Origin of the sequence: Nonomuraea sp. JJY05, assembly GCF_043496855.1 — a bacterium.
GTDB lineage: Bacteria > Actinomycetota > Actinomycetes > Streptosporangiales > Streptosporangiaceae > Nonomuraea.
Genome location: NZ_JBIEIS010000014.1, coordinates 269,039 through 292,209, shown reverse-complemented (window position 1 = coordinate 292,209; position 23,171 = coordinate 269,039). Strand labels below are relative to the sequence as shown.

22 protein-coding genes and 3 pseudogenes are annotated in these 23,171 nt (G+C 65.8%); 14 read left to right on the top strand and 11 right to left on the bottom strand.

Annotated elements, in window-relative coordinates; all coding sequences use genetic code 11:
• The 3 genes from ACFKCF_RS24285 to ACFKCF_RS24275 form a co-directional block, all read left to right on the top strand.
• Positions 1 to 1,416, top strand: a 1,416-nt coding sequence (locus ACFKCF_RS24285) for an SbcC/MukB-like Walker B domain-containing protein (RefSeq protein WP_394496910.1), incomplete at its 5' end; no start/stop codon positions are given.
• Complete coding sequence (locus ACFKCF_RS24280; RefSeq protein ID WP_394496908.1) at positions 1,413 to 2,357, top strand: hypothetical protein; 945 nt, start codon at positions 1,413 to 1,415, stop codon at positions 2,355 to 2,357. The genes ACFKCF_RS24285 and ACFKCF_RS24280, both read left to right, overlap by 4 nt.
• A 120-nt stretch (positions 2,358 to 2,477) precedes the next feature.
• The gene (locus ACFKCF_RS24275; protein WP_394496907.1) at positions 2,478 to 3,491 is read left to right on the top strand and encodes an ABC transporter permease; all 1,014 of its coding nucleotides are present in this window, start codon (positions 2,478 to 2,480) and stop codon (positions 3,489 to 3,491) included.
• Here the strand turns inward: ACFKCF_RS24275 and ACFKCF_RS24270 are convergent.
• A complete protein-coding gene (locus ACFKCF_RS24270; RefSeq protein ID WP_394496905.1) occupies positions 3,488 to 3,895 on the bottom strand; it encodes a cupin domain-containing protein in 408 nt (135 codons plus the stop codon). The genes ACFKCF_RS24275 and ACFKCF_RS24270 overlap by 4 nt on opposite strands.
• 166 nt (positions 3,896 to 4,061) lie before the next feature.
• Between ACFKCF_RS24270 and ACFKCF_RS24265 the strand changes: the two genes are divergently transcribed.
• Positions 4,062 to 4,295 (top strand): hypothetical protein, encoded by a 234-nt coding sequence (locus ACFKCF_RS24265; RefSeq protein WP_394496904.1) that lies wholly within the window; start codon positions 4,062 to 4,064, stop codon positions 4,293 to 4,295.
• Positions 4,296 to 4,477: 182 nt separating this feature from the next.
• Here ACFKCF_RS24265 and ACFKCF_RS24260 read toward each other — a convergent pair whose 3' ends face one another.
• Together ACFKCF_RS24260 and ACFKCF_RS24255 are read right to left on the bottom strand one after the other, a co-directional pair.
• On the bottom strand, positions 4,478 to 5,983 hold the full coding sequence (locus ACFKCF_RS24260; protein ID WP_394496903.1) for an ATP-dependent endonuclease: 1,506 nt from the start codon (positions 5,981 to 5,983) through the stop codon (positions 4,478 to 4,480).
• Positions 5,984 to 6,205: 222 nt separating this feature from the next.
• Positions 6,206 to 6,580, bottom strand: coding sequence for a hypothetical protein (locus ACFKCF_RS24255; RefSeq protein ID WP_394496901.1), 375 nt, complete (start codon positions 6,578 to 6,580; stop codon positions 6,206 to 6,208).
• Between the two features lie 426 nt (positions 6,581 to 7,006).
• Between ACFKCF_RS24255 and cutA the strand changes: the two genes are divergently transcribed.
• Positions 7,007 to 7,318, top strand: a complete 312-nt coding sequence (cutA, locus tag ACFKCF_RS24250) for a divalent-cation tolerance protein CutA (protein ID WP_394496900.1) — start codon at positions 7,007 to 7,009, stop codon at positions 7,316 to 7,318.
• Here cutA and ACFKCF_RS24245 read toward each other — a convergent pair.
• Positions 7,284 to 8,711, bottom strand: coding sequence for a helix-turn-helix domain-containing protein (locus ACFKCF_RS24245; RefSeq protein ID WP_394496898.1), 1,428 nt, complete (start codon positions 8,709 to 8,711; stop codon positions 7,284 to 7,286). The genes cutA and ACFKCF_RS24245 overlap by 35 nt on opposite strands.
• Before the next feature lie 230 nt (positions 8,712 to 8,941).
• Between ACFKCF_RS24245 and ACFKCF_RS24240 the strand changes: the two genes are divergently transcribed.
• Positions 8,942 to 9,265 carry a hypothetical protein gene (locus ACFKCF_RS24240; protein ID WP_394496895.1) on the top strand — a complete coding sequence of 108 codons (324 nt, stop codon included), beginning with the start codon at positions 8,942 to 8,944 and terminating at the stop codon, positions 9,263 to 9,265.
• Positions 9,266 to 9,271: 6 nt separating this feature from the next.
• Positions 9,272 to 9,616, top strand: a complete 345-nt coding sequence (locus ACFKCF_RS24235; protein WP_394496894.1) for a hypothetical protein — start codon at positions 9,272 to 9,274, stop codon at positions 9,614 to 9,616.
• Between the two features lie 235 nt (positions 9,617 to 9,851).
• On the opposite strand, the gene ACFKCF_RS24230 is transcribed toward ACFKCF_RS24235, so the two are convergent.
• A complete protein-coding gene (locus ACFKCF_RS24230; protein ID WP_394496893.1) occupies positions 9,852 to 11,213 on the bottom strand; it encodes a PIN domain-containing protein in 1,362 nt (453 codons plus the stop codon).
• 677 nt (positions 11,214 to 11,890) lie between these two features.
• Between ACFKCF_RS24230 and ACFKCF_RS24225 the strand changes: the two genes are divergently transcribed.
• The 5 genes from ACFKCF_RS24225 to ACFKCF_RS24205 all read left to right on the top strand — a co-directional run bounded on the left by ACFKCF_RS24225 (position 11,891) and on the right by ACFKCF_RS24205 (position 15,044).
• Positions 11,891 to 12,250, top strand: a complete 360-nt coding sequence (locus ACFKCF_RS24225; RefSeq protein WP_394496891.1) for a hypothetical protein — start codon at positions 11,891 to 11,893, stop codon at positions 12,248 to 12,250.
• A 3-nt stretch (positions 12,251 to 12,253) separates the two neighbouring features.
• Positions 12,254 to 12,445, top strand: a complete 192-nt coding sequence (locus tag ACFKCF_RS24220) for a hypothetical protein (protein ID WP_394496890.1) — start codon at positions 12,254 to 12,256, stop codon at positions 12,443 to 12,445.
• A 184-nt stretch (positions 12,446 to 12,629) separates the two neighbouring features.
• A complete protein-coding gene (locus tag ACFKCF_RS24215; protein WP_394496889.1) occupies positions 12,630 to 12,818 on the top strand; it encodes a hypothetical protein in 189 nt (62 codons plus the stop codon).
• A 31-nt stretch (positions 12,819 to 12,849) separates the two neighbouring features.
• On the top strand, positions 12,850 to 13,200 hold the full coding sequence (locus ACFKCF_RS24210) for a hypothetical protein (RefSeq protein ID WP_394496888.1): 351 nt from the start codon (positions 12,850 to 12,852) through the stop codon (positions 13,198 to 13,200).
• A complete protein-coding gene (locus ACFKCF_RS24205) occupies positions 13,197 to 15,044 on the top strand; it encodes a cell division protein FtsK (RefSeq protein ID WP_394496887.1) in 1,848 nt (615 codons plus the stop codon). Before ACFKCF_RS24210 ends, ACFKCF_RS24205 begins: the two co-directional genes overlap by 4 nt.
• 804 nt (positions 15,045 to 15,848) lie before the next feature.
• Here the strand turns inward: ACFKCF_RS24205 and ACFKCF_RS24200 are convergent.
• On the bottom strand, positions 15,849 to 17,357 hold the full coding sequence (locus ACFKCF_RS24200) for a recombinase family protein (protein WP_394496886.1): 1,509 nt from the start codon (positions 17,355 to 17,357) through the stop codon (positions 15,849 to 15,851).
• A gap of 53 nt (positions 17,358 to 17,410) precedes the next feature.
• On the opposite strand from ACFKCF_RS24200, the pseudogene ACFKCF_RS24195 reads away from it, so the two are divergent.
• A pseudogene (locus tag ACFKCF_RS24195) lies at positions 17,411 to 17,593 on the top strand (ribonuclease domain-containing protein); the annotation flags it as partial.
• Between the two features lie 12 nt (positions 17,594 to 17,605).
• Positions 17,606 to 17,974 carry a barstar family protein gene (locus tag ACFKCF_RS24190; protein ID WP_394496885.1) on the top strand — a complete coding sequence of 123 codons (369 nt, stop codon included), beginning with the start codon at positions 17,606 to 17,608 and terminating at the stop codon, positions 17,972 to 17,974.
• Positions 17,975 to 18,074: 100 nt separating this feature from the next.
• Here ACFKCF_RS24190 and ACFKCF_RS24185 read toward each other — a convergent pair.
• The 5 genes and pseudogenes from ACFKCF_RS24185 to ACFKCF_RS24165 form a co-directional block, all read right to left on the bottom strand.
• Positions 18,075 to 18,503: pseudogene (locus tag ACFKCF_RS24185) on the bottom strand (aminotransferase class I/II-fold pyridoxal phosphate-dependent enzyme); the annotation flags it as partial.
• 73 nt (positions 18,504 to 18,576) lie between these two features.
• A pseudogene (locus tag ACFKCF_RS24180) lies at positions 18,577 to 19,206 on the bottom strand (aminotransferase class I/II-fold pyridoxal phosphate-dependent enzyme); the annotation flags it as partial.
• A gap of 194 nt (positions 19,207 to 19,400) precedes the next feature.
• Complete coding sequence (locus ACFKCF_RS24175; protein WP_394496883.1) at positions 19,401 to 21,923, bottom strand: FtsX-like permease family protein; 2,523 nt, start codon at positions 21,921 to 21,923, stop codon at positions 19,401 to 19,403.
• Positions 21,920 to 22,612 carry an ABC transporter ATP-binding protein gene (locus tag ACFKCF_RS24170; RefSeq protein WP_394496882.1) on the bottom strand — a complete coding sequence of 231 codons (693 nt, stop codon included), beginning with the start codon at positions 22,610 to 22,612 and terminating at the stop codon, positions 21,920 to 21,922. Before ACFKCF_RS24170 ends, ACFKCF_RS24175 begins: the two co-directional genes overlap by 4 nt.
• A complete protein-coding gene (locus tag ACFKCF_RS24165) occupies positions 22,609 to 23,118 on the bottom strand; it encodes a PadR family transcriptional regulator (protein ID WP_394496881.1) in 510 nt (169 codons plus the stop codon). The genes ACFKCF_RS24170 and ACFKCF_RS24165 overlap by 4 nt, the downstream gene beginning before the upstream one ends.
• Between the last annotated feature and the right edge of the window lie 53 nt (positions 23,119 to 23,171).

The window sequence follows — 23,171 nt, the reverse complement described above, 5'->3', positions numbered from 1 at the left end:
GGCCGCGCCCGCGCCGAGGCCGCGACGGCGGCCGCGTCGCTGGAAGAGCTGGCGGGCGCGCGGGCGGCGGCCGAAGAGGCGCTGGCCGCCGCCGAGACCCAGCGGGAACGGCTGCGCGACGCCCACGCCGCCGCCCACCTGGCCCCGCGGCTGGCCGTGGGCGAGCCGTGCCCGGTCTGCCGGCACCCCGTCTCCGAGCTGCCCCGGCACGAGCCGCCCGCCGACATCCGCGCCGCCGACCGCGTCCTCGCGGGCACCCGCGAACGGGCCGAGCGCGCCAGGGCCGCCCACGCCCGCGCCGAGACCTCGGCGTCGATGCTCACCGCGCAGGCCACCCGGCTGGAGTCCGAACTGGCCGCGCTGCCCGCCCCCGGGGACCGGGCCGAGCTCGAAGGCCGGCTGGCCGCGATCGCCAAGGCCGACGAGCTGGCCACCCAGGCACGCAGAGCGCTGCGCGCCGCCCGCGGGAAGCTGGACGAGGCGCGGGCCGGCGCCGAACGCACCGAGCGGCAGGCCGAGAGCGCCTGGCGGGAGCTGGAGGCGGCCCGCGACCGGCTGCTCGTCTCCGGGCAGCAGGAGGACCCGCCGCCGCTGCTCGACCGGCGCGACCTGCACCAGGCGTGGACCGAGCTGCTCGGCTGGCGGGACCGGGCCGCGCAGGCCGCCCGCGCCGAGCTGGCCGAGCGCGAGGAGCAGCTCGCCCAGGCCGGCGCCCGGCTGGCGACCGACCGCCGCCGGCTGACCGAGCGGCTGGCCCAGCACGGCGTGGTCGCCCCGCGCGACGCCTCGCCCGACCAGTTCGGCGCCGCCGTCGCCGGGACCGTCGCCCGCGCCGACAGCGCCCTCGAACGCCTCAAGGAGGAGCGCAAGCGCGCCGCCGACCTCGAGCTCCAGATCTCCCAGAAGGAGCACGAGGCCAAGGTCGCCCACGAGCTCGCCCTGCGCCTGCGGGCCAACGCCTTCGAGCGCTGGCTGTGCGCCGAGGCCCTGGCCGTGCTGGTCGCCTCGGCCTCCGACACGCTGCGCGAGCTGTCCGACGGCCAGTACGAGCTGGCCCTCGGCGACAAGACCGGCGACATCGAGGTCATCGACTACGGCGAGGCCGGCCTGCGGCGCAGCGCCCGCACCCTGTCCGGCGGCGAGACCTTCCAGGCCGCCCTCGCCCTGGCCCTGGCGCTGTCCGGCGCCGTGGCCCGGGGCCTCGACTCGATCTTCCTGGACGAGGGGTTCGGCACGCTCGACCCGGCCACGCTCGACACCGTCGCCACCACCCTCGAACGCCTGGCCGCCGGGCAGGACCGCCTGATCGGCGTTGTCACGCACGTGCCGGCGCTGGCCGAGCGCGTGCCGGTGCGCTTCGAGGTCAGGCGCGACGGCAAGGGCTCCCACGTGCGGAAGGCGGCCATCGCTCCATGACGGGATTCACCGTCGACCCGTGGGACCCCGGCTACGCCGCCGCCCTCGCCGTCGAGAACCTCTCCGAGATGGGCGCCACCAGCGCCGAGCTGGTCATCGACATCGAGCGGCCGGCCGCCGACTGGAAACCCGTCACCCCCGGGCCCGACGCCTCCCCTCCCGGGACGCTGCTGGTGGCCGACGGGGTCCGCAGGATCGACGCCCGCGTGTGGGTCCACGATCCCGACGCGCCCATGCCCGTCCCGGGGATCGCGGCGTCGTACGCGGCCGGCATCGTCCGCTGCGGCCCGGACGGCGCCGACCTGGCGGAGATCCAGGTCAACCGGTCGCTGATCTCCGCCTCGCCGCACACGCCCGAGGTCAAGACCAGGCACGCCACGTACGAGCCCGGCAAAGCCGCCGACGCGAGCTTCGAGGAGCTGTCCCTGGCGTTGCAGCGGCTGGTCACCCAGCTGGAGGTGGACCTGGCGGTGCGCCACCGCAACCGCGGCGACGACCTGCTGCTGGTGGACGGGCCGCTGCGGGGGCGTACGCACCTGCCGCGCACGATCGGCTACATCAAGACCCACCACACCGCCTACCTGCCGCCGCCGCAGTCCGCGGTGGTCGCCGCACTCGCGCCCGGCCAGCGCACGCCCGTGTTCCTGATGGGCACGAGCTGGCGGCGGCACGCCTGGTACCTTCGGCTCCCCGTCCAGTCGTCGGCCCCGTGGGCGGGCGTGGCGCGCTGCGAGGCCAGCGCCGACCTGGACCCGGCCCAGGTCGTACGGCTGGCCGACGCGGTCACCCTCGCCCTGCCGCCGCTGGCCGGCGTGGACTACAAAGACCCGCGCGCGCCGCAGAACCTGGTTCCGATCGGCGGTCTGGAGAAGCTCCTGCGCCACCACCTGGGCGACAGCCGCCTGCTCTACCGCGCGCTGCGCACGGCGGCGGCCGGGTAGCCACCTGCTCGACCGGGGCCGCCGCGCTCGGGGAACGGGCCCGTCACGAAAGGCTTCGCTAGCCGTCACGGAGGGAATGTCAGCGGCCCTGACCGGCGGGCGCGTGCCTAGCGTGGGCGCATGGGTGACTGGTGGGCGGCCTTCAAGGAATCGCCGTACTTTCCCGCGTCCGTCCTGGCGCTGATCCTCTCGGCGGGGGCGGGGCTGTTCGCGGGGTCGTACACGTACGCCATGGCCTCCCCGACCCCGCACCACATGCCCGTGGCGGTCGTCGGGGTCAGCGCCGAGACCGTACGCGGGAGGGCCTTCGTCAGCGGCCTGGAGAAGTCCCTGGAGTCCTCGCTCGTCCTGCGCTTCCAGCCGACGTACGCCGACGCCATGCGGGCCATCGAGCAGCAGCGGGTCTTCGCGATATTCGTGGCGCGCGGGGACGACGTCGAGATGGACGTCTCGAGCGCCTCGGGCGCGTCGGTGGCGCTGCTGCTCGTCGAGCAGGCTCCGCACGTCGCCGCCCGGGTGGGCGTGCGCCTCACGGTGCGGGACGTCAAGCCGCTCCAGCGAGCCGACCCGCGCGGCCTGGCGATCTTCTACATCACGCTCGCCGCCGTGATCATCGGGTTCACCGGGGCGGCCCAGCTCAGCGCCAACGCCAAACAGCTCAATCCCGGCGAGCGGATCGCCTTCACCGCCGCCTTCGCCGGGCTCGGGGCGTTCGCCATCGTCGCGATCGTGGACTGGCTGCTGGGCGCGCTGAAACTGCCGGTCCTGGAGTCGTGGTCGATCCTGGCGTTGACCATGTTCACGACGGGGATGGTGTTCACCATGTTCAACACCTTCCTCGGGCGCTGGGCGATGCTGCCCACCTGGGGGCTGATGGTGCTGCTGGGCAACCCCTCCTCCGGCGGGGCGGTGTCGTGGCCGCTGCTGCCGTCACCGCTCGGCGCCATCGGCCGCTGGCTGCCCCCGGGGGCGTCGGTCAACGCCCAGCACACCGCCGTCTACTTCCGCGGCCACCAGAGCCTGGCGCCGTTCCTGGTGCTGGGGGCGTGGTCACTGGTGTCCTGCGTCGTCTTCCTGATCTGGCACAGCCGCCACCCCGGGGGCCGCACCGACGCCCCCGAGGGAGCTTCCTAGCCCGTCGAGCCGCGCGGGGCGCGGCGGTCGCGGCGGCGTTCGAGCTCTTCCTCGTCGACCAGCGTGAGCATCGGCTCGCCCGGGGCGCACAGCATCACGACGACGAAACGGCTCCACGTGTCGTGCAGGTTGTTGGCCGCCTGGTAGTGGATGACGTCACCGCCCGGCTCCCAGAAGGCCTCGCCCGCGCGGATGACCCGCTCGGGCTCGCCCTCGAGCTCGAAGATCATTTCTCCTTCGAGCATGTAGCCGAAGACCGGGCCGGCGTGGCGGTGCGGCGGGGTACCCGGATCCCCCGGCGGCAGCTCGATCAGGGCGGTCATCGCGCAGGCCCCTTCGGGGACCGTGGGGTGCTGCTCCTGGAGAAGGGTCAAGACGGTGTCGGATCGCGGAGAACTCTGCATGCCCAGCACGCTATGGCCCATTCGGCCCTACGAGATGGGCCATTTGCGGCCCGGCTTATTGGGCCAATCCCGACTGTTCATCTTTCCTTTAGTGATATTTGTCATTATTTGCCCCATTCTGCGGGGATCATTGGGGTGTCCGTCGCACCCCCCACGAGGAGGCTTCGTGCACACCCCGCAACGCTCCGGACGTTCCTGGGCGGTCAGGCTCACCCTCGCCATCACCGCCTTCGTGTCCCTCGTCGGCCTAATCGGCATCACCCCCGCCGACGCCTCGGTCTACAACTCCTGCACCATCTCGCGGTGCGCCGACGCGCGCTCGGCCGGCTCGATCTGGGCCTCCAAGGGCTACCCCACCTCCAGCGGCTGGTACTCCTGGCCGGACGGCTACTTCCTCTAAACACACTAACCTGCGCCTGATCCGCCGTCCATCGCTCCTGGGCTACCCCTCACCAAGCACAGCAAGACACCGCGTTGGTCAAGTAGATCGAGCAGGAACCGCCTTATGATCGCGGGGCCTGTCCGGGCGCCGCATAGCAGCGCCCACCTTGATGCGCATACGCTTCCCCCAAATATGCGCCGCTAGACCCGACCTGTTATGCAGGCGCGAATATGCATCACAAGATCCCGCGCCTCCTGCTCGGTCTGTGCGTCTTGCAACTCGGTACGCACTAGATAGGCGGTGGCGACGTCTACAGGGAAGCCTAAATGCCGCGCGAATCGGTCGATTTGGTATTGATGATCTAGCGAGATGCATGCGTCTACGGCTGCCAAAACATCGCTTAAAGATCTACCGGAAAGCTCAGAAAAAAAGCGCGGGTAGCGTAGGACGCTACTCATCAACTCTTGTTCAGGGGATGACCTACCAGGTAGATAGAGGATGGTTTTTGGATCTGCATCTAGATGCGATCCCGAATTCCTCTGATCACCGTCCAACACGCCGACAAAGTGAATGCGCCGAGCATGCCGAAGGCTGCGAATGGTCGATCTAACGCCCGACTCGCCATCGCACGGCACAATCTCTGCGTCTCGACTCAAGGCAACGTCGTATATGGAGAAGAGAGATTTCAGCACATCGGCGGCAAATGCGTCTTCAACTAAGATCACCCCTCCCGTAGGCGAATCGACGCCCAAAGAGTCTTTGATCATGGAGAAAGTTGTGGGTTGGACGATATGAATCTTCCCGTTCAGGCGTAGGCATAGACGAATATTTGCTAGGGGAAATCTGTTCAGCATCTCGAAGGAGTGCGTGCCCACAATGAGTTGCGCTTTCCTCTTTAAGATTTCACGCGCAACTTGATCGATGAAGGGCCTCTGAGCGGCATTAGCAAGAAAGGTTTCAGGTTCGTCGAGGAGCGCGATACACTCATTGTCCAGATCGTGCGACAGGAAATGTCCCAGGACATGATGCACCCACAGTTCCCCCTGGCTCATCGTCCAGCTATTCACTTCCCTTCCTCCTTCGATGCCCGACACGAAGAGGTTGTAGTAGTCCACGCCCGACACCGTATCGCTTAATAGCGTGCGATAGGTGAGCTTCTCGTACGATCGACCGACTATATTCCTGATCGCGTCTAGCTCCATCCTGGTAGCATCTCGCTCGCTCGCCAAAGCCCTTGGGTGGTAGTTGTCAAACATGTAATCAATGTCAGAGAAGGCGGCTATTGGCGTAGCGTAATAAGCAGCGAAAAGCGACTCCCACTCCCTTGCGCGATCGCTTGCATGGACTTGTAGGTCTATTTCCTTTACGATGACCCCTTGGGGAGATCGGACCTTGACTCGAAATTCACCCGAGGGATGCGATACAGAATACTTGCGAAGTTGAGAATTCTGCTCAAGAAATGGAGGCGCATAAGATGGCGTAATGTATCCAAATAGCGCCTCTATCGTGCGCAGCAGGAGACTTTTTCCTGTTCCGTGGCGGCCGATAACAGCTGTGACTCTGGAAAAGTCAATAGTTTGATCGGCGAAAATATTGGAATTGGTAATTTCAATACTCTCTAGCTGGCGGGGAGCGTCTGCGTTGAGAAGGCGTTGCCATCGTTTCACTCGCGGATCGCTGCTACTCGCACTTAAGGAGGCGTCCATGGGGAACATTCTAACATCGCGGACATTGCATGTGATGAATTTCCCACTATGAGCCTATTACAGGCTTCCTGCAGCCCTGCGGCCGGCGCCGCCCGTAGCGGAAGCAGCCGGACGGCTACTTCCTCTAAGAACACTAGCCAGAGCTTGATGCGTCGTCGATTCCTGAGCAGGGGGAACCACCCGATAAACTTGTCAGGTCGACAAAGAGGCCTCAAGCGTGAGTTACGTGCTGTGAATGTCCGACACGCTGACAGTGCCCCCATGGTTCTCTATGCGAACATCCCTTCCTATAAGATTCACGGTCACGTGCTCCCCCTCCCCCAAGGAAACCTCTGTTGCGTCGTCGTATAGAACAGGAAGATCATCAAAAGGCCACACAAGGTCGCCATCTTCCCCCACAGAAAGACGGTTTGAACTCTTCCAAGCTACGACCCTCACCGCTTGAGATCTGTCCGCCATTGCCGATTCCAGGGCATTCATGCTCAGACCATCGGTGGCATTTCCTTGGAATAACCCAACAGTTTCGACCGAAGCGCCCCAAACGCCAACAAACAGCGCAAAGACGCTGATGAGCGCCGTCTGCTCTGGGGTGAGCATGATCCCCCCTCGGGCGGGGCGCCGGTGCCGACCAGGAGCCATAAGGAGATGGTAGAGCGAAAGCTGCATATCTGGGCGAAGTTGACCTAGGTGCTCGACCAGGCCCGGTTGTCAAGGGTCGGCTCTGGGCCAGGGCCAAGCGTTCTCACGTTGTAAGACTGAGGAGTTAAGGCCGTCGGCGGGGGGCTGCGGCGGTGGTCGGCGTCGGTGGCGATGTGGGGCCGGCCGATCCGGCCAGGCGTTTGTTATTCGCGCCCCGGGGTGCCTCTCAACCACCCAGCCGGGCCATGCCCGCGTGGGATCTACCAGCCGAGAACACTTCAGTCCTGACACGCCCAGTGCGCCGATGCCTCTACTGTAGGGGCTGAAGTGATCACCGCCTTTCGACTCAAGGGGAACTGGGTTGTGAAGGGTTACATACAGGTCATGACCACTGTGGCAAGCGCAGACGAGGGCGTGGCCCTGGCGCATAGCATCACCTCGCAACGGCTAGCCGCTGGGGTACAGATCATCGGGCCGATTCGGTCCCTGTACTGGTGGCAAGGCTCTTTGCGCGACGAGCGGGAATGGCAGTTGGTCATCAAGACCACGCACTCTCTACTCGTCGCGCTTGAGAACCACATCAAGGCCAATCACAGTTACGAGACACCTGAAATCATCGCAACTGAAATTGCTGCGGGAAGTGACGACTACCTGAACTGGATCAGCGCGGAGACACGGAGAATTGACGCTTCGTAACGGCCAACTCTTCTAGGAATGCGCGGACTGGTGGTTGAGTCTGCCAACGCCTTAGCGCTTCTCCGAGGACGATAAATCGTGGCAGCCAGATGCCGGATTCTGTCTCGCGAATGACGGCGAGACCTTCCCTAGCCGCTCTGGCTGCTTCTGTTACAGAGCCATGCACGATATGAGCCGTGGCAATGTCTCCGAGGATGATTCCTGCCCGCTTTCTCTCTACTTCCGGCAGACGTGCAATGACGGCATGCGCTACCGCTTCGGCTTCATCCAGCCGACCGATTTGGGCATAGGTAGAGATCTGGAAGGAATCAAAACGATCCTGGTCTAGAAATCTCGTCCATACGCGATCCTCTTCCGGATCAGCGATATTAAAGGCTTCGCGCGCCTCATCCCATGAATGAAGGGCAGCTTCGGCTTCTCCTAGGGCCGCGCTCTCTTCAGCATGTCTCGCAGCCAGCCATGACGTGGTTCCGGGCGACGTATCCTTAGGCAGGTGTTGTAGTGCGGTTGCCAGTAGGGCGCGCGCCCGTCCGTGGTTTCCCTTGCCGCTTGGTATATAACTTCTATACCCAAACGCACACGCGATGATGGCTGGATCATTGGCTTCCGTAGAAGCCTTCTCGGCAGTGTCATAGAAGTTTCGGGCGGCGGATATGTTGCCCAGATCTGTCGCGATCCAACCGGCAAGCACGCTGCTTTCTCCCGCAACCACGATCAGTCGTCTGCGAAGCTCGTCTTTGGGATCGGTGGCTGTGCCATTCAGGATGGTCCCGACCTCGTTCAGGTGAGCCGCCAATCCCTTGAAAATCGTACTCGCGGGCAGCATTTCTTCGAGACGGTGGAAACCAGCGGCTCTAGCCTCCATCTCTCGCACCACTACTTCATCAATGGCGCTCGGCTTTGAGAGAGCAAAGGCGACTTTCTCCCATGCCTCACTTTGAGCTAGAGCGGACTGGGCACCAAGTTGGCCAATCATGGCCAGTAGTTCGCGGCGCTTCAACGGCTCGCCCCTTTTCCCGATCGCTTCAGCGAAGAGCTGCAAGTCAAAGGTGTCCGTGGGGATCTGGACACCGTCACTGACGACCTGCGCACCGCCCTTGCCACCAGAGGACGACAAGCCCAAATGGCGACGCAAGTGGCTAGGCATGCCCAAACCGCCAGCAAACTCCTCAAATGTATGCTTAGCGGTCGGGACGCGCTTGCCGCTCTTGTACTCGCTGATCCGTCCTTGCGATCTACCGGTGAGGTTCGCGATCTGGCCTTGAGTGACGCCGTACTTGTTGAGGATGCGGATCACTCCGCCGATGTCACGGCGCTTGCAAGCATCTTCCATGTCTTGACGTGCGAAAACAGCGTCAAGCACCGATCGAAGGTGCTCTTGGTCCATCGTCATGGCGGCGTTCCGTTCCCCTGGTAGCGCAGCCTTTCGGGAGTAGTGGAGCCCTTCTAGTCCATCACACCGTGAGATATCACGGTGAGATTCTTCAGAACCGGTTTGCTTGGAAGCCTCACATCAGTTCGCGGCGCAGGTCAGAGCTGATCTGAGGAAGAGTCGAAGATCCTCATTTGTCTGGCTTCCGCCCGTTCTTTGCTCGGTAAAGCGAAGTTGCGGGAGGCCGGTTCATGATCTTGGAGCAAGAGGCGTCACGTCTCACCTCCATGACCGCCGTTGCCATGGCTGACCAGCTACAACGTGAGCTGGAATTGCATGGGATCACGGCTGACGTGAACGACGGCTACGGGTTGGCCGTGGTGTCGGTCTGGCGCGGTCTGCTCGTGTGGACCAACGGTGATCTTTTCTGGTGGCGTACCGGCTGGAACGACCGCCGCGACCGACCCGTGTATGCCAGCCATTCCACGGCGGACCCGAAGCGGGCGGCCCGACGTATCGCCGCCCGGTATGTGGATCTGCACGCCGCAGATCGCTCCGCACCGGATGGGGCGTGATCACGCATGGCGCGCATCTCACGTGCAGTGCTCAAGGACATTGCTGGCCTACGCTCCAAAGGGCTCACTCCCGGACAGATAGCCGGGGCAATAGGCGCGAATGTTGTCACGATTACTGAGGCCATCGATTACCTGGATCGCAAAGTACCGCTGCAGGAAGAGGCCCCTTCGGTGGCCGATGAAGCAACGCGGCTGGGGCAGCGTCACTCGACATGCAGAGCGTTGTCGAGAGTCGAGTTCTTGGATGCCTTCGATCTGAATATCGATGACATCCGTGACGGATACAGCGCCAACGCGCTGTATCACCTGTACTTGCAGTCTCGTATTCGGACACGAATGCGGGACTCGTGAGACGCGCGACGGTGCGGTGACGGGCTCGCTCACACCCGTGCCCACCGTGTCCCGCACCGTCGCGTCAACGCCCCCGGCAGAGCCTTCTGCACTCCCATGAGAGTGCCAGTTCTCAAGGGCTCTGTCGGGGGTCCCTCTTGTGCGACAGGCGCTGGGGGCGTCACTCCGCGAACCGGCGCAGCTTCCATCGACACTGCGCAAATGACGTCTCCGCGCGGAAGTAGCAGTGCTTTCGTTACCCCTCTTCGGAGTCCAGATCTTTCAATTTTTGCACCCTCTCTAAGATTGCATTGATTAATTGCGATTTACGCATACGTCTCGCGGGGACTATACCTATACCTTCAGCGAGTCGTCGCAGTTCCAGGGTGTCTAGCGTTGCAAGATTTGTAACTCTTGGATTAGCGAATTCCTGCAATAGGTCGGAGGTCAAAACGTTCGGCCGGCGCTCCTCTTGAGCCGCTAGCTGGGCCATTAGCAGGATTCTGAGCCTGCTTCCGTAACGCTCCCTCTCTGTGGCTAAATCGCTTAGCTCCGACAATAGCTGACGCCTGCGTTCGCCATTGTCGCCCTCATCATAGATAAGCGCTTCTACTTCTGCTGCCTTAGGTGTGATGATCTCATTCACTGCTTGGAGTCGTTTGGCTAGGAGGTCAATCTCCTCCTGGAAGAAAGCTTCGTCCTTCCTTGTGTCGCCTCGATCGACAGTCGGCATTGTCTCCAGCTGTCTTATCAAGTCGTCGCTTACCGCCGCATCGAGATATTTTCCTGTGTGGAATAGAAATTGCTTTGTTTCCATGATGACCAAATCGGCATGCGCTACATCATGAGCTTCGCGAATTAGCTCGGGGCGGGCCGAGAGAGTTCTGCCCTTTTCTCTACGGAACCAATCTTCCTTTACGTCCCTTGTGACAAGTAGAATATTCATGCCGCGACGCGCGGACTCTCGTAGAATCTGCGCCCAGACCAAATAGTCGCCACTCGCATCCGATTTATTCTTATCCGCATACCCAGGCGGTATCTGTTCGTTAGCCCTCCGCTTCGCCTCCTCGATATCCTTATTCTTCTCGTCGGGATTCGGCGGCTCTCCTACTTTCCCTTTGAGTAGAGCCTCAAGGCGACCGAGTACTGGATCTTCCGAAATCATGTCTAGACTTACGCCGTGATCCTGCATCAAGCCAGTAATTATGTTGCTTGTCTCGGCAACTGCTTGCGTCAACGGCTCGATAATTGCCTTTTCCTGCGCTTCCGAAAGCGCCACTGACTGTCTGAGGCCCTTAACCTTACTTGCGACGTTTTCTCGAAAATGCTCCTCAAGTTCCTTCAGTGCACGGAGAGTCTCGCTATACCCATTTGCCTGGTCGCCCATGACCTTAATTCTGTTCCTATGGAATTCGCTAGCTACTTGGTGTGGAATCCATAGCCTGTTTCCGAGTTTGGCGAGAACGCTGAGCAGCTCATTGCGAGCAGTTGGCGCGAAGCGGTACGCATCGAGAAGGACATTCGTATCGAGGCAGACTAAACTCTCGGTCACGGCTTTACGACGTTGTTCATCGGTAGGTGGATAGTACTCCTGAAAGGCACTATCGAGATCGGCCAATTTCGGTCCCTCTTGAAGTTAAATGTCTTGTTTGGCACTGAAGTGCAGTACGGTCTTTATGCGGTCGAGGGAATGATACTTCACCACTTGTGCACCTGTCTGCAACAGGAGAGACCCAGCGAAGGGAGCTCGATCCACCCAAAACGGTCAAAGGGAACGGACATGCTCCGACTCCTCTTTGATGCTCCATTCACTCTGTTTCAGCGCCACCGCGCTGGGCGCAGCGGGGTTCAATGTTGGCCAGTACATAAGCCGCTACTTTCCTCCCAGCATTGCCCTCGCTGGGAAGCTCCTCCCGTTTGCTGGGATCAGGGTCCCCGGCGTAGGCCGGTGCCGATGCAGCGGGGGCAGAAGCGCCAGCCACGGCCGAACACATGGCCGATACGGCCGGTGCCCTTGCAGCGGTGGTGCTCGCGGAACGGGCGGGGCGGGCATGGTGCCTGCCTGGACACGCGCCTTGATCGCCCTGCCTATGACCTGTTTAGCCTGGTCGGCATTGACCTCGAAGCTACGGCGGGAGCCGTGAGCTGGGGTTTATCTCACCGCAGGATCTAATCCATCTCATCGCCGGATGTTTTTGATCTCACCACATGATCACACCGCGCGATGGGTTCACCCCTTCCCCGAAACCTACCTTCGCCTCGTAGGTCATCGGAAACGGAAGGGATGTGATCTAGATGAGCCCAGCTCAGCACCACTACCGCCGCGAACTGATCACCAGTTTGCGTGCCCTGGCCACGTTCTTGGACAGTCACCCTCAACTGCCCGTTCCCAGGTACGGACCGGTGCGGGTGGTGGTCCACACGCTCTACGACACCGACGCCACCACCGAGGCACAGGCGATTGCCGAAGTCGAGCAGGTGGCCACACTGTTGGGCGTCACGCCCACCGTCCAGCACGGACATCACGCCGTCTGTGTGGAGTTCGGCGTGGTCCGTTACAAAGTCCTCCACGTCACACAGGCGGCCATGGCGCGTCACGACGCTCTGGACTCCTACCGCGACGTGATCACCCTCGACGAGATCGAGGGGGCGTGAGCGGTGGACCTCGCACTGTTCGTCGTGTTCCTGGGCCTGGTCCTGTCGGTCGCCACGCTGGCGCTGTTCGTGGTGCTGGTCGCCGTGATTCGCGCTGAGGACCGCCGCCACGCCCCCACCGGAACCCTGAGCCGCCGCCTGCTGGGCACCCACGCCCACCACCGCCGGCCGACCACCTACGCCGGGAGGAGGTGAAGCCCTGATGCGATCACTCCCGCTCCAGCCTGGCCGGTGCCTTTGCGGCGCAGCCACGCCCGGAACCCTGCGGTGCCGCAAGTGCCGCGCTCGCTGGCGCTGGTGCCGCCGCAAGTCCCGGCACGACGGCATCTAGCCCCGTCCCCAGACCCCCGCGAAACCCCGTGAGAGGAGGTGAATCCTCGTGACTGTCACTGTCCCGCTGGTGCTCGTGGTCGGTGCGCTGGTGTTCATCGCCTGGCGCTACCTGGGCCTGAAGCTCTGGCACGCGATCATCGCGCTGCTGTTCGGCTTCCTGCTGGCCGCAACCACGCTCGCCCCCGACATCCGCGCCGTGATCGGTGCCGCCCTGAGCTGGATCACTGGCCGCTGAACCGTCCGCCAACCGAAGAAGGTGATGCTTAATGACCCAACGCCACCCCTACCCACACGCTGACCTGCAAGGAGCTGCCACCCGCAACACCACTGCCGCCGAACTGCTGACGGCATTCGCCAAGTCCGCCCCCGCCCTCGACCACCTATGGCGCCACATCTTCGACGCCCTGGCCGACACCCCCGCCCTGATCAGCGAAATCGACCGACTCCGCGCCGAGCTGTCCACCCTCCGCTCCCGGCGCGCGAACCTGATCGCCGCCATCCGCGCCACCCTGGCGGCCGACGACGAGGGAGAGCACGACCCCCTGTTCTACGTGCGTGACGAGCTGCACGCCCAACACCACGCCGATGCCCGACGCGCGGCGGGTAGTGGCCGATGAACCCACGCCACCGCGCCTCACGCGCCCAGATGCGGCGCAACGCCCGCCGCATGCGCCGCTACGGCGTCGAACCCATGGCCCTGATCACCGAGGATCTTGAATTCGCACCCTTGGTCATCGCAAGCATCGCCCGCGCCGTCTGGCGGTACCGGTCCGAACTCGCCCCACTCACCATCGCCACGTCCGACCTGATAGCGGGTGTGATCCTGCGGCGCTGGTTCCCCGCATGGTGGCCCACCGTGATCATCGCCACTGTCATCGTGGCTGGCGCGGTGGCCATCTGGGGCCGATGGGTCAACCTGCCCCGTCCGATCGAACGCGGTTACGCCGCCGTCACCACGGCGTTCGCCGGAGCGTGGCTCACCCTGGCCGCCTACCTGGGGCCGTTCACGGCACCCCTGCCCGCCGTGCTCGGCATCGGCACACTCGTGCTGGCCGTGCCCTGGTGGGCGCACCGCCGCAGGCGTGCCCGCGTGCGCGTAGAGCGCACGCTGGCCGCCTGGCCGGACATCGCCCAAGCGGTCGGCCTGGCCGGATCCCGCGTTCAGTCCGCGATCGTGGATCTGTGGGGCTACCGCTTCCGGCTCGGGCTGGGGCTCGGCCAGACCGTCGAAGACGCCCTCAGCGCCGTTCCCCGCCTGGAATCGGCGCTGAGCACCACACGCGGAGGCGTCCGCGTCCAGCCGGTGGCCAGCAAGAAGGCCAACCGCGCCGACGTACGGGTAATCGAGACCGACCCGCACGCCGACGCCATCACCTGGCCAGGCCCGTCCATCACCTCGATCACGCAACCGGCCAAGCTGGGGCTGTTCGAGGACGGCGCACCCGTCCGCGTCCCCCTGCTGCGGCGGCATGGGCTGTTCGCGGGCATGTCGGGGGCGGGCAAGTCGGGCGGCGTGAACGTCCTGCTCGGGGACCTGACCGCCTGCGAGGATGTGATCCTTTGGGCGGTCGACCTCAAGCGCGGCATGGAGCTGATGCCCTGGGTATCGTGCATCGACCGGCTGGCCACCACCCCACAGGAGGCGGAGAGCCTACTCGCCGATGCCGTGGTCATCCTCGACGGACGGGCCGACGACCTCACCAGGCGCGGCGAACGCGTGTGGGAACCATCGCCGGACAGACCGGCACTGATCATCATCGTCGATGAGTATGCCGAGCTGGCCAGCGAAGCCCCACGTGCGATCGACCACGCCGACTCGATCGCCCGACGGGGTCGCGCACCAGCGGTGAACCTGATCGCCGCCACGCAACGCCCCTCCAAGGACGCGATGGGCAAGAGCGCGGTCCGCTCCCAGATGGATGTCCGGCTGTGCTTCCGTGTCCGGGAACCCCGCGACGGTGACCTAATCCTGGGACAGGGCATGGTCAAGGCCGGATGGCACCCGCACAAGCTCGACGCCCCCGGCAAGTTCCTGATCAGCTCTCCGGAACACGACATTCCCCGCCGTGCCCGCACCTACCTCCTCGACGACGAGGGAGTACAGGCCACCGCCGAACGGCACGCCGAACACCGCCCACCCCTCGACGCGGTGTCTCTGGCCGCTCTGGACGAGGCCACATCGAGGGCTGAGAGGCACGCAGACGCCTCGATAGACGAGGAGCGGACATCGCCACGACACGCCCGCCAAATCGCACCCAAACGCGGCGACAGCGTGTTGTGGACCGTCCTGCGCGACGCCCCCGAGAACGGAATAACCGTAGACGAGCTGAAAACCGCAACGGGAATGAGCCGCCCGACCATTTACCGGCGATTGGCTCAGCTCGAAAACGACGGGAGAGTGCGTCAGGTCAGCCGGGGACGGTGGCGTGCGCGCCTCGACCCCAACCCCGACCCCGCGTAGTCACCGACTCTCGGTAGTCGTCTCATCGTCTCAATGTCTCAGTCTCCCGCACGTCTGCGCGTACATAGGCGGCACACGCGCACTGAGACGAGACGGTGAGACGAACACGGAGCGTAGCCAAGACCGTAGGTGGTACCGCAACGACACCAGAAGATCGGGAAGCGGTTCGGAACGCTCGGCCGGAAGGAGGTGATACCCGACGAGCAGATCAAAAGCATCGAATCAAGAAAGTGGAAAGAAGGTGAGAGTACCCCCGGCCAGTCACTCGGAGACGCCCGCGCGCAATCTATGCGATGGACATCTACTCCCTTGGGTCCACGCGGCGACTGGCGCAGGATGGCAGATCACTAGCCCATCTGGCCGACTGTCCCACGTCGTAGCCACCATTTCCGACGGAATCACCCACTCCCACGCAAAAGACGAATGGCAGATCTGTATTCCGCAAGCGGCCCTGACAGTCGTGGTCGTGGAGGCGGATACCGAAACGCTCTGGTGCCGTCTCGACACCGAGCATTCCGGTTCTTGTCTCCTCGCCCTGGCATATGCGCCATGGTCAGTCGCCACCGTGCTGAGATGCCCCAGGACCGCATTACCGATACGGGGGCGGCTATCAATGCACGACGTACGAGTGACCACACGCATGGGGCGCACAGTGCGCTACCTGGTTCCCGTGTTCACCCCCGCCTGACACCCGTTCCAAGAAGGGAGGGTCCGCTTTCGGCGCATCAGGGGAACGTGAGAAGACGAAACCGCCCGGACCTATCCCACGTAGGTACCGGGCGGTTTCTTTGCGTGTGTGCCACCTTAGCCGGTCAGTTCGATCCCATCCGTGCTGATCTCCATGCCGGTAATCGCTACGCGCGGGTCGTGTCCGGTGGGGTGCAACACCACACGGACCTCAAACTCTGCGAGCATTTCCCGCCGCTTAACGGAATCTCCTGCACTCCATTCCTGGGCAATCGTCCGACCGGTGGGCACCATTCGCATTCCCGGCTTGCGTTCCGGTAGTGCCTTCAGTGTCGCGATCTCCTCTCCGATACGCCGATATTCGGTGCGGAACCATTCCGCTTCCTCCGGATCGTCGTATAGCCCGGCCTGACGGTCCTCACGCAACCGCGTGCGTGTAGCCGTCAACTCCGCGATCTGCGCAGCGTGGCCAGTACCGGGATCGTAGACTTTTCGCATGACCTCTCCGGCACCGTAGCGGGAGAGGAACCATTCGCTTACGAGGGCATCCAGTGCCGTGATTCCCATGATGGGGGCGGGCTTGCAATGCGCCGACGCGGGTATCCCACGTACCCGCGCGATACATCCGTACCGACCAGTGACGTGGAGCCGCACTCCACAGTTGCCGCAAAAAGCGATACCTGACAGCAATTGCGTGCTCTTCGGCGCTCGGCTTCCGTTGCGTTTCGGCGCAGTTTTCTTGACGAGAGCGTCATGCGTCGCGCGATCCCACAACGGATCGGCAATGTGGACTGGCCGCCCGCCAGAACCAATAACCGGCCTTCCGTCGTGCATCAGGTACCCAAGGGCAGCTTCGCTGCACAAAATATGCTTGACGGCTTTCGCGGTCCACGGTCCGCCCTTCATTGGACGGCTATACAGTTGGCGGAGCCGATCGGACGGGCAAGGAATCCCTTCGCGTGTCAGGCGTGCCGCCTCTGTCGCACATGTAATTTTTCCCGTCTCATCCGAGAGAATCCGCTGCGCCACTTCCCGGATAACCTGTGCGGCTACTGGATCGATCGCTACGTGATCGATCTTTGCCTTGGGGGCGAGACGGACATACGTGTATCCATACGACGGGCGTTGTTTGGGTTCTCCTGCTGCGCGTGCGCGTACCGCCTCGTCGCGGTTGCGTTTCTGGATCGCACGCAGTTCCATTTGCGATCCCCACGCCTTTATCAGCCATTCGTTTTCCTGGTTCGGGTCGCTGAAATCCCACACTCCGACGTGATCGGCTGTCACGATAACGCGATCTTGACTGGTCAGTAGAGCCTGCGTATTCAACGTGTCCCGAACGTTGCGCCCGACGCGATCGACGGTGGCCGCCGCGATACCGTCGTACGGCCCCATCTCTCCTCGCAGCCACGGCCCGAACCCCCGCCGCGTCAGCGGGTCCGTGGCACCGGAGACTTCCCAGTCATCCGCCCATGCCACGATGTGCCCTCCGACGTCCTCTGTGGCCCGTAGGATCTGGTCTGCCTGGCGCTCTGGGCTGTTGGTGGCGTCGGTCTTCCTGCTCAGCCGCCGCACCCCCACCAAGCAGCGCCCGCACCCGTCGTAGTCCGTCGTGAGCATGTCTTCCATGGTGCCCGCTTCCTCTGTGTGGATAGCGGAAGCAGCCGGACGGCCGCTACAACTACACCGGCGGGCGCTTCTACAACCGCGAGGGCCAGCTGCCCAGCGGCGCCACCTACTATGAGTACGACGTGTACTCCCGGGCACGCGGGGCCGCGCGTGACGCGTACCGGATCGTCGTGAACCGCAGCACCGGCGTGGTGTGGTTCTCGCCCAACCACTACACCGACTTCTACCGCCTGTAGGGACGCACGCCCATGACCTCCGCCGAACGTCCGCTGCCGCCCTGGCTCACGGTGTCCGCCGGCCCGGCGCCGGCGGTGGTCGACGGGCGGGCCTGCCGGACCCGCGCCGCCTTCTTCGAGGAGGTGGCGCGCGCCCTGCGCCTGCCCGCCTACTTCGGCCGCAACTGGGACGCGCTCACCGACTCGCTGCGCGACACCGGCGCCGTCGCCCTCTTCGTGGCGCACGCCGAGCAGCTGCTCGGCGACGAGCCTCCCGAGCAGTTCGCCACCCTGCTGGCGGTCCTCTCCGACGCCGCCGAAGCCGGGCTGACCGCGACCCTGAGCACCGAGCCCGCCCACGAGGCCCTGCTCCGGGAGCGGACCGCCGCCGCCCTGAGCTGAGCCATCCGCCCGGCCGGCGACTCCTTGAGCGGCGGAAGCGATGCAGGGCGACAGAGCGTCGGCCCGGGTCGTTCGACCCGCCGGCGGGCCGCCGCGCAGCTCATCGAAGGGTGGCCACGAACCTCCCGAGCCGGGTGATCCCTTCGCGAAGATCATCCATTGACGCCGCGTACGAGAGCCGCACGTGGGTCTCGGCGGTGTGCACGCCGAAATCCCGGCCCGGGGTGAGGGCGACGTGCGCCTCGTGCAGCGCTCGCTCGCAGAACCGCCAGGAGGTCAGTCCGGTGTGGCTGACGTCGAAGTAGACGTAGAACGCGCCGTCGGGCGGGACGGGAACCGGCAGTCCGATGCGCGCCAGGCCCTCCAGGACGAGCGCCCGCCGCTTGGCGAACTCGGCGCGGCGTGCCTCGCAGACCTCGAGGGACTCGGGGGTGAAGCAGGCCAGCGCGGCATGCTGCGCGGGAGCGGAGGCGCAGAGGAAGTAGTTCTGGGCCAGACGCTCCATCGCCGGCACGAGGAGCTCCGGGACGACGCACCATCCCGAGTCTCCAGCCGGTCATGCCGAAGTACTTGGAGAAGCTGTTGATGACGACGGCGTCGGGGTCGGACGACAGGACGCTCCGGGGTGGCCGGCCCCGGTCGTCGTGGTCGCTCAGGTTGAGGTAGATCTCGTCGACCATGCGCCAGGCGTCCCGCTCGCGTGCGAGTTCGCAGATCGTTGCCAGCTCGTCGGCCGGAACCGAGGTGCCCGTCGGGTTCGACGGGGTAGCGATCATGATCCCGCGCGTCCCGTCCGTCCAACTCGACTTCACCGATGCCGCGTCCAGCTGGAAGCGCGTCCCGGCGGTGGCGGGGATGAGCGTGACGCGGGCGCCGAAGCTCTCGACGATCTGCCGGTTGCACGGGTACGACGGGTCCCCGATCAGCACCTCGTCGCCCGTGTCGACGAGTGCGGCGGTGGCCAGCACCAGGGCGGCCGAGGCTCCGGCGGTCACGACGACCCGGGCAGGGTCGACCTCGACACCGTGCTCGTTCCGATAGAACTGCGCGATCGCCTGCCTCAGCTCGGGCAGCCCGAGTGCCGCCGTGTAAGGCATCGGCCTGCCGTCCATGGCCTCGCGCATCGCGTTCAGGACGGCCGGGGGCGCGCCGAAGTCCGGCTCACCGATGCTGAGCTTGATGACGTGACGCCCCTCGGACTCCAGCGTCGCGGCATGCTTGCCGAACTCCATCGCGTAGAACGGAGCGACGGCCCGCGCACGTTGCGACATCCGGACGCCACGACCGCTCGCGCGCGGGTTCAGGTCGTCTTCCATGGCTCTCCTCCAACAGGCACTCAGGTGGAAAGCGTGCCATGGACGCTGCGCCCCCGGTCACGCGGCCGGCAGCGGGGACGGTGGCCGGCCGGTCCAGGCCGTGGAAGACGTCACTGGAGCCGGCGGGCGACGGGCAGCCCGGTCCGATTGATCAGCGCCGCCGCAGTCGCCAGAACGGGCAGCCCGACCACCACGGCGACGAGGAAGAGCCACGGTATGGCGATCGTGGCGGGATCTCCGGCGCCGTACGTCGTCATCGGCCGAGTCACCGCCAGGCCCGTCACCGTTCCCGCGACCAGCCCCACCAGCGCGCCGAGCCCGGAGATGTAGAAAGCCTGGCCGGCCACGACCGCCCGCAACGTCCTGGACGGGGCACCGATGGCCACCATCGTCGCCTGCTCGGGCCGCATGTCGGCGGCTGCCAGGCGGGTGGCGGCCAGCGTGCCGCCGACGACGAGGACGAGAGCGCCGCCGAGCCAGCCCCACAGGCTGGGATCGGGCACGTTGCCATAGCCCTCCTCGGAGGCGACCGTGACGCGCGGGGTGACCTTGGCCAGGTCGCGCCCCAGCGTCGAGTTCGCCGACGGCCGGTACATGGCGTAGAGCTGGCGCTCCGCCGTCGCGAAGCCGGCCTGCTCGACGAGGGCTCGCGGCAGCAGGGCGCCGCCCTGGTGTTCGCCGGCGGGGGTGGCCAGCACCGCGGGCACTTCGAGCTTGCGCGCGGGGCCGGCCGTGGAGCTCGCCCGCAGCGCGAGCTTGCCGTTCCGCACCGCGGCCGCGTCGAACACCACGGCCTTGCCGCTCGCCAGCGCCGCGGCCGCCTGCGGATCATCGCGTCCCTGCAGGAGCCTGAGCAGGGTCTGGTCCCCGATGGCGGCCGTGCGACGTGTACGGGTGCCGTTCCATCGCACCGTGTACCGCAACGCGTAGCGGTGGCCCTGGGTGTCCTTCGCTTGATAGCCGGCGGCCAGCGGCACGCCCGGCAGTTGGCGGGCGGCTTTGGCGCGGAGCCTGGTCCAGGCCTCGTCGCCGATGTTGCCGGCCCAGATCGCCAGCATGCCGGCCGGGCGGGCCGAGGTGTAGGCGTTGCGCCGGTCCATGTACTCGCTGTAAGTGCCGATGCCCACCGCCACGACTGTGGCCGTAACCGCCATGACGGCCGCCACGGCGCTGGCCGTACGGGATCGGTGACGGACCGCGTCACGTACGGACATCCGCAGCGGGAGCCGCAGCCGCGCGGCCAGTCGCCCCGTGCGGCGGACCAGCCAGGGCGTCAGCACCACCAGCCCGAGCAGGACCAGCACCGCGGAGGCGAGCACCCACACCGAGCCCGGCTGGCGCCGCGCCACCACGGTCGCCCCCAGTCCGGCCACCACCAGCACCGCCCCCACCACCGGCCATCCCGGCCGGTCGGCCACCGCGGGCGCCCGGCCGGCCAGCACTGTCGCGGTGTCCTGGCGAGCCGCCTGTACGGCGGGCACCAGCGCTGCCACGATCCCGGCGAGCAGGCCCAGCGCGGCGACGGCCAGGACCGGCGGCCACGGCACGTCCGGCGGGCCGGCCGTCGGACCCCAGCGCGCTCCGGCTCCCGCTCCCCAGCGGGCCACGGCATGGGCGCCGAGCGTTCCGGCCGCGATGCCCAGCACCGCCGCCACGAGGGTGGCGGCGCCGCCGAGCACCAGGCCGTCGGCCACCACGATCGTCCGCAGCTGCCCGGCCGAGCCGCCCTGAGCCGCGATCTCGGCCAGTTCCCGGCGCCGCCTCCTGAACCCGACCGCGAAGGCGGGCCCGGCCAGCAGCACGGTCTCCAGCACCACCATGATCACCATCGCGCCGATCCCGACCGTGTACTGGACGTCGAAGGCCGAGGCCCGAGCCCAGGAGCGAGGGTCCGTCACCATGGCGCGCGAGGTGACGTGCAGGCCGGCGCCGTTCAGCGTGGTCACGCGGGTCCAGGACACGGGCTCGGCGGTGTCGGCGAGCCATCCGGTGCCGTGTTCGCCCGGAGACCAGAACTCATCCACCGACGCCAGCGGGAGATCGGGACCCACGACCTGTCGAAGAGCGGGCCGGTAGGGGTGCTCGACCACGCCCACCACCGTCAGCGGCGCCGCGCCGGACGGCCGCAGGAGATCGCCCGGCCGCCGGCCGAACGCGGAGGTCACCACGACCTCGCGGGCGGCCGAGGCGAACCTGCCCTCGCTCAGCGGCAGCATCCCCTTGGTGAGGGGATCGCGCAGGTCGGTCCTCAGCGCCTCGACCCGCTCGGTGCCCAGCTGGAGCACACCGGTGTCGAAGGGGATCACCCGGGTGCCCGGGCCGAGCAGCGCCCCTACTTCGGCGGCGCTGCGCCTGGCCACGGCCGGGTGTCCGCCACCCGAGCTCCAGCTCGTCCCGTTCGGCTCCTGGCGGAGCACCGTACCCTCGGGCGCCTGCATGAGGCGGGCGTCGGCCGCGCCGAGCTGGGCCACCAGCCCCTCTTGCGGGTTGACGTTCATGGTCTCGATGAGGGTGAGAACCGTCGTGATCACCAACACGGGTAAGCCGATCATCACCATGATGAGCGCGCTTCGCCCCCGAGAGCGCCACGCGTTGCGGCGGGCGATGCGCAGCGCGACACGAACGGCGCTCATCGGGCGCTCACCAGCGACCCGTCCGTGGAATCGGCGATCATCCCGTCGCGCAGGAACACCACCCGATCCGCCCAGGCGGCGTAGCGCGGCTCGTGGGTGACGAGCAGGACCGCCGCGCCCACGTCACAGCGGGCGCGCAGGACCTGCAGGATCTCATCGCCGGTGCGGGTGTCGAGCGCACCGGTCGGCTCGTCCGCCAGCAGCAGGCGCCGCTCGCCGACCAGAGCGCGGGCGATCGCCACCCGCTGGCGCTGGCCACCGGACAGCTCGTCGGGGAAGCGGTCGGCCAGGTCTTCCACCCCGACCTCCGCCAGCACGGCCGTGGCCTGCTCGCGGGCGAGGCGTGGGCGCACGCCGTCGAGCTCGCGCGGCAGCATCACGTTCTCCGCCGCTGTCAGCGACGGGATCAGATTGAGGTCCTGGAAGACGTAGCCGACGCTGCGGCGCCGTAACGCCGCCAGGTCGCGTACGGCGGCCAGGTCCTGATCGTCGACGTGCACGGTCCCCGACGTGGGCCGCTCCAGCCCGCCCGCGAGGTTGAGCAGGGTCGACTTGCCGGACCCGGACGGCCCCATGACCGCGACCAGCTCCCCCGCGTCGACCTCCAGGCTCACGCCTTTGAGAGCGTGTACGGCCGTCGCCCCTTCGCCATGGACTCTGGCCACCTCGGCCAGCCGTACGACCGTCATCTTTCCTCCTTGAGAACGGCCTCGCAGTGGTCCAGCCACCGCTGCTCGGCCTCGGCCCGGAAAATCATCGAATCGAGCACCAACCGCTGAGCCGCGCCTCCCGTCGCGGCTCGCTTGGCCTTGGTCAGCTGCTGGAGGGCGCGCATGGTCGCCGTACGCTGCCGGCGGATGACCTCGGCGACGTCCACCTCCTTGGCCTCGACGGCCATGGCCAGCTTGATGACCAGCTCGTCCCGCGGCCGGTCGGACTGGACGATGGGGGTGCTGAACCATCGCGCCAGCTCCGCCCGGCCGGCCGCGGTGAGCGTGTAGGCGACCCGGCCCTGCTCGTCCGACTCGCCCGGCTCGACCAGGCCGTCGCGCTCCATTCGGGACAGCGTCGTGTAGACCTGGCCGATGTTGAGCGGCCAGGTCGCCCCCGTCGACGCCTCGAACTCCAACCGCAATTGGTAGCCGTGCCGAGGCCCCTTACTGAGCAGAGCCAGCAAGCCGTGCCTGATCGACATGGATACACAGTATGCATATTGAGTATGCATAGCTCAAGGGATTCCGCCATATT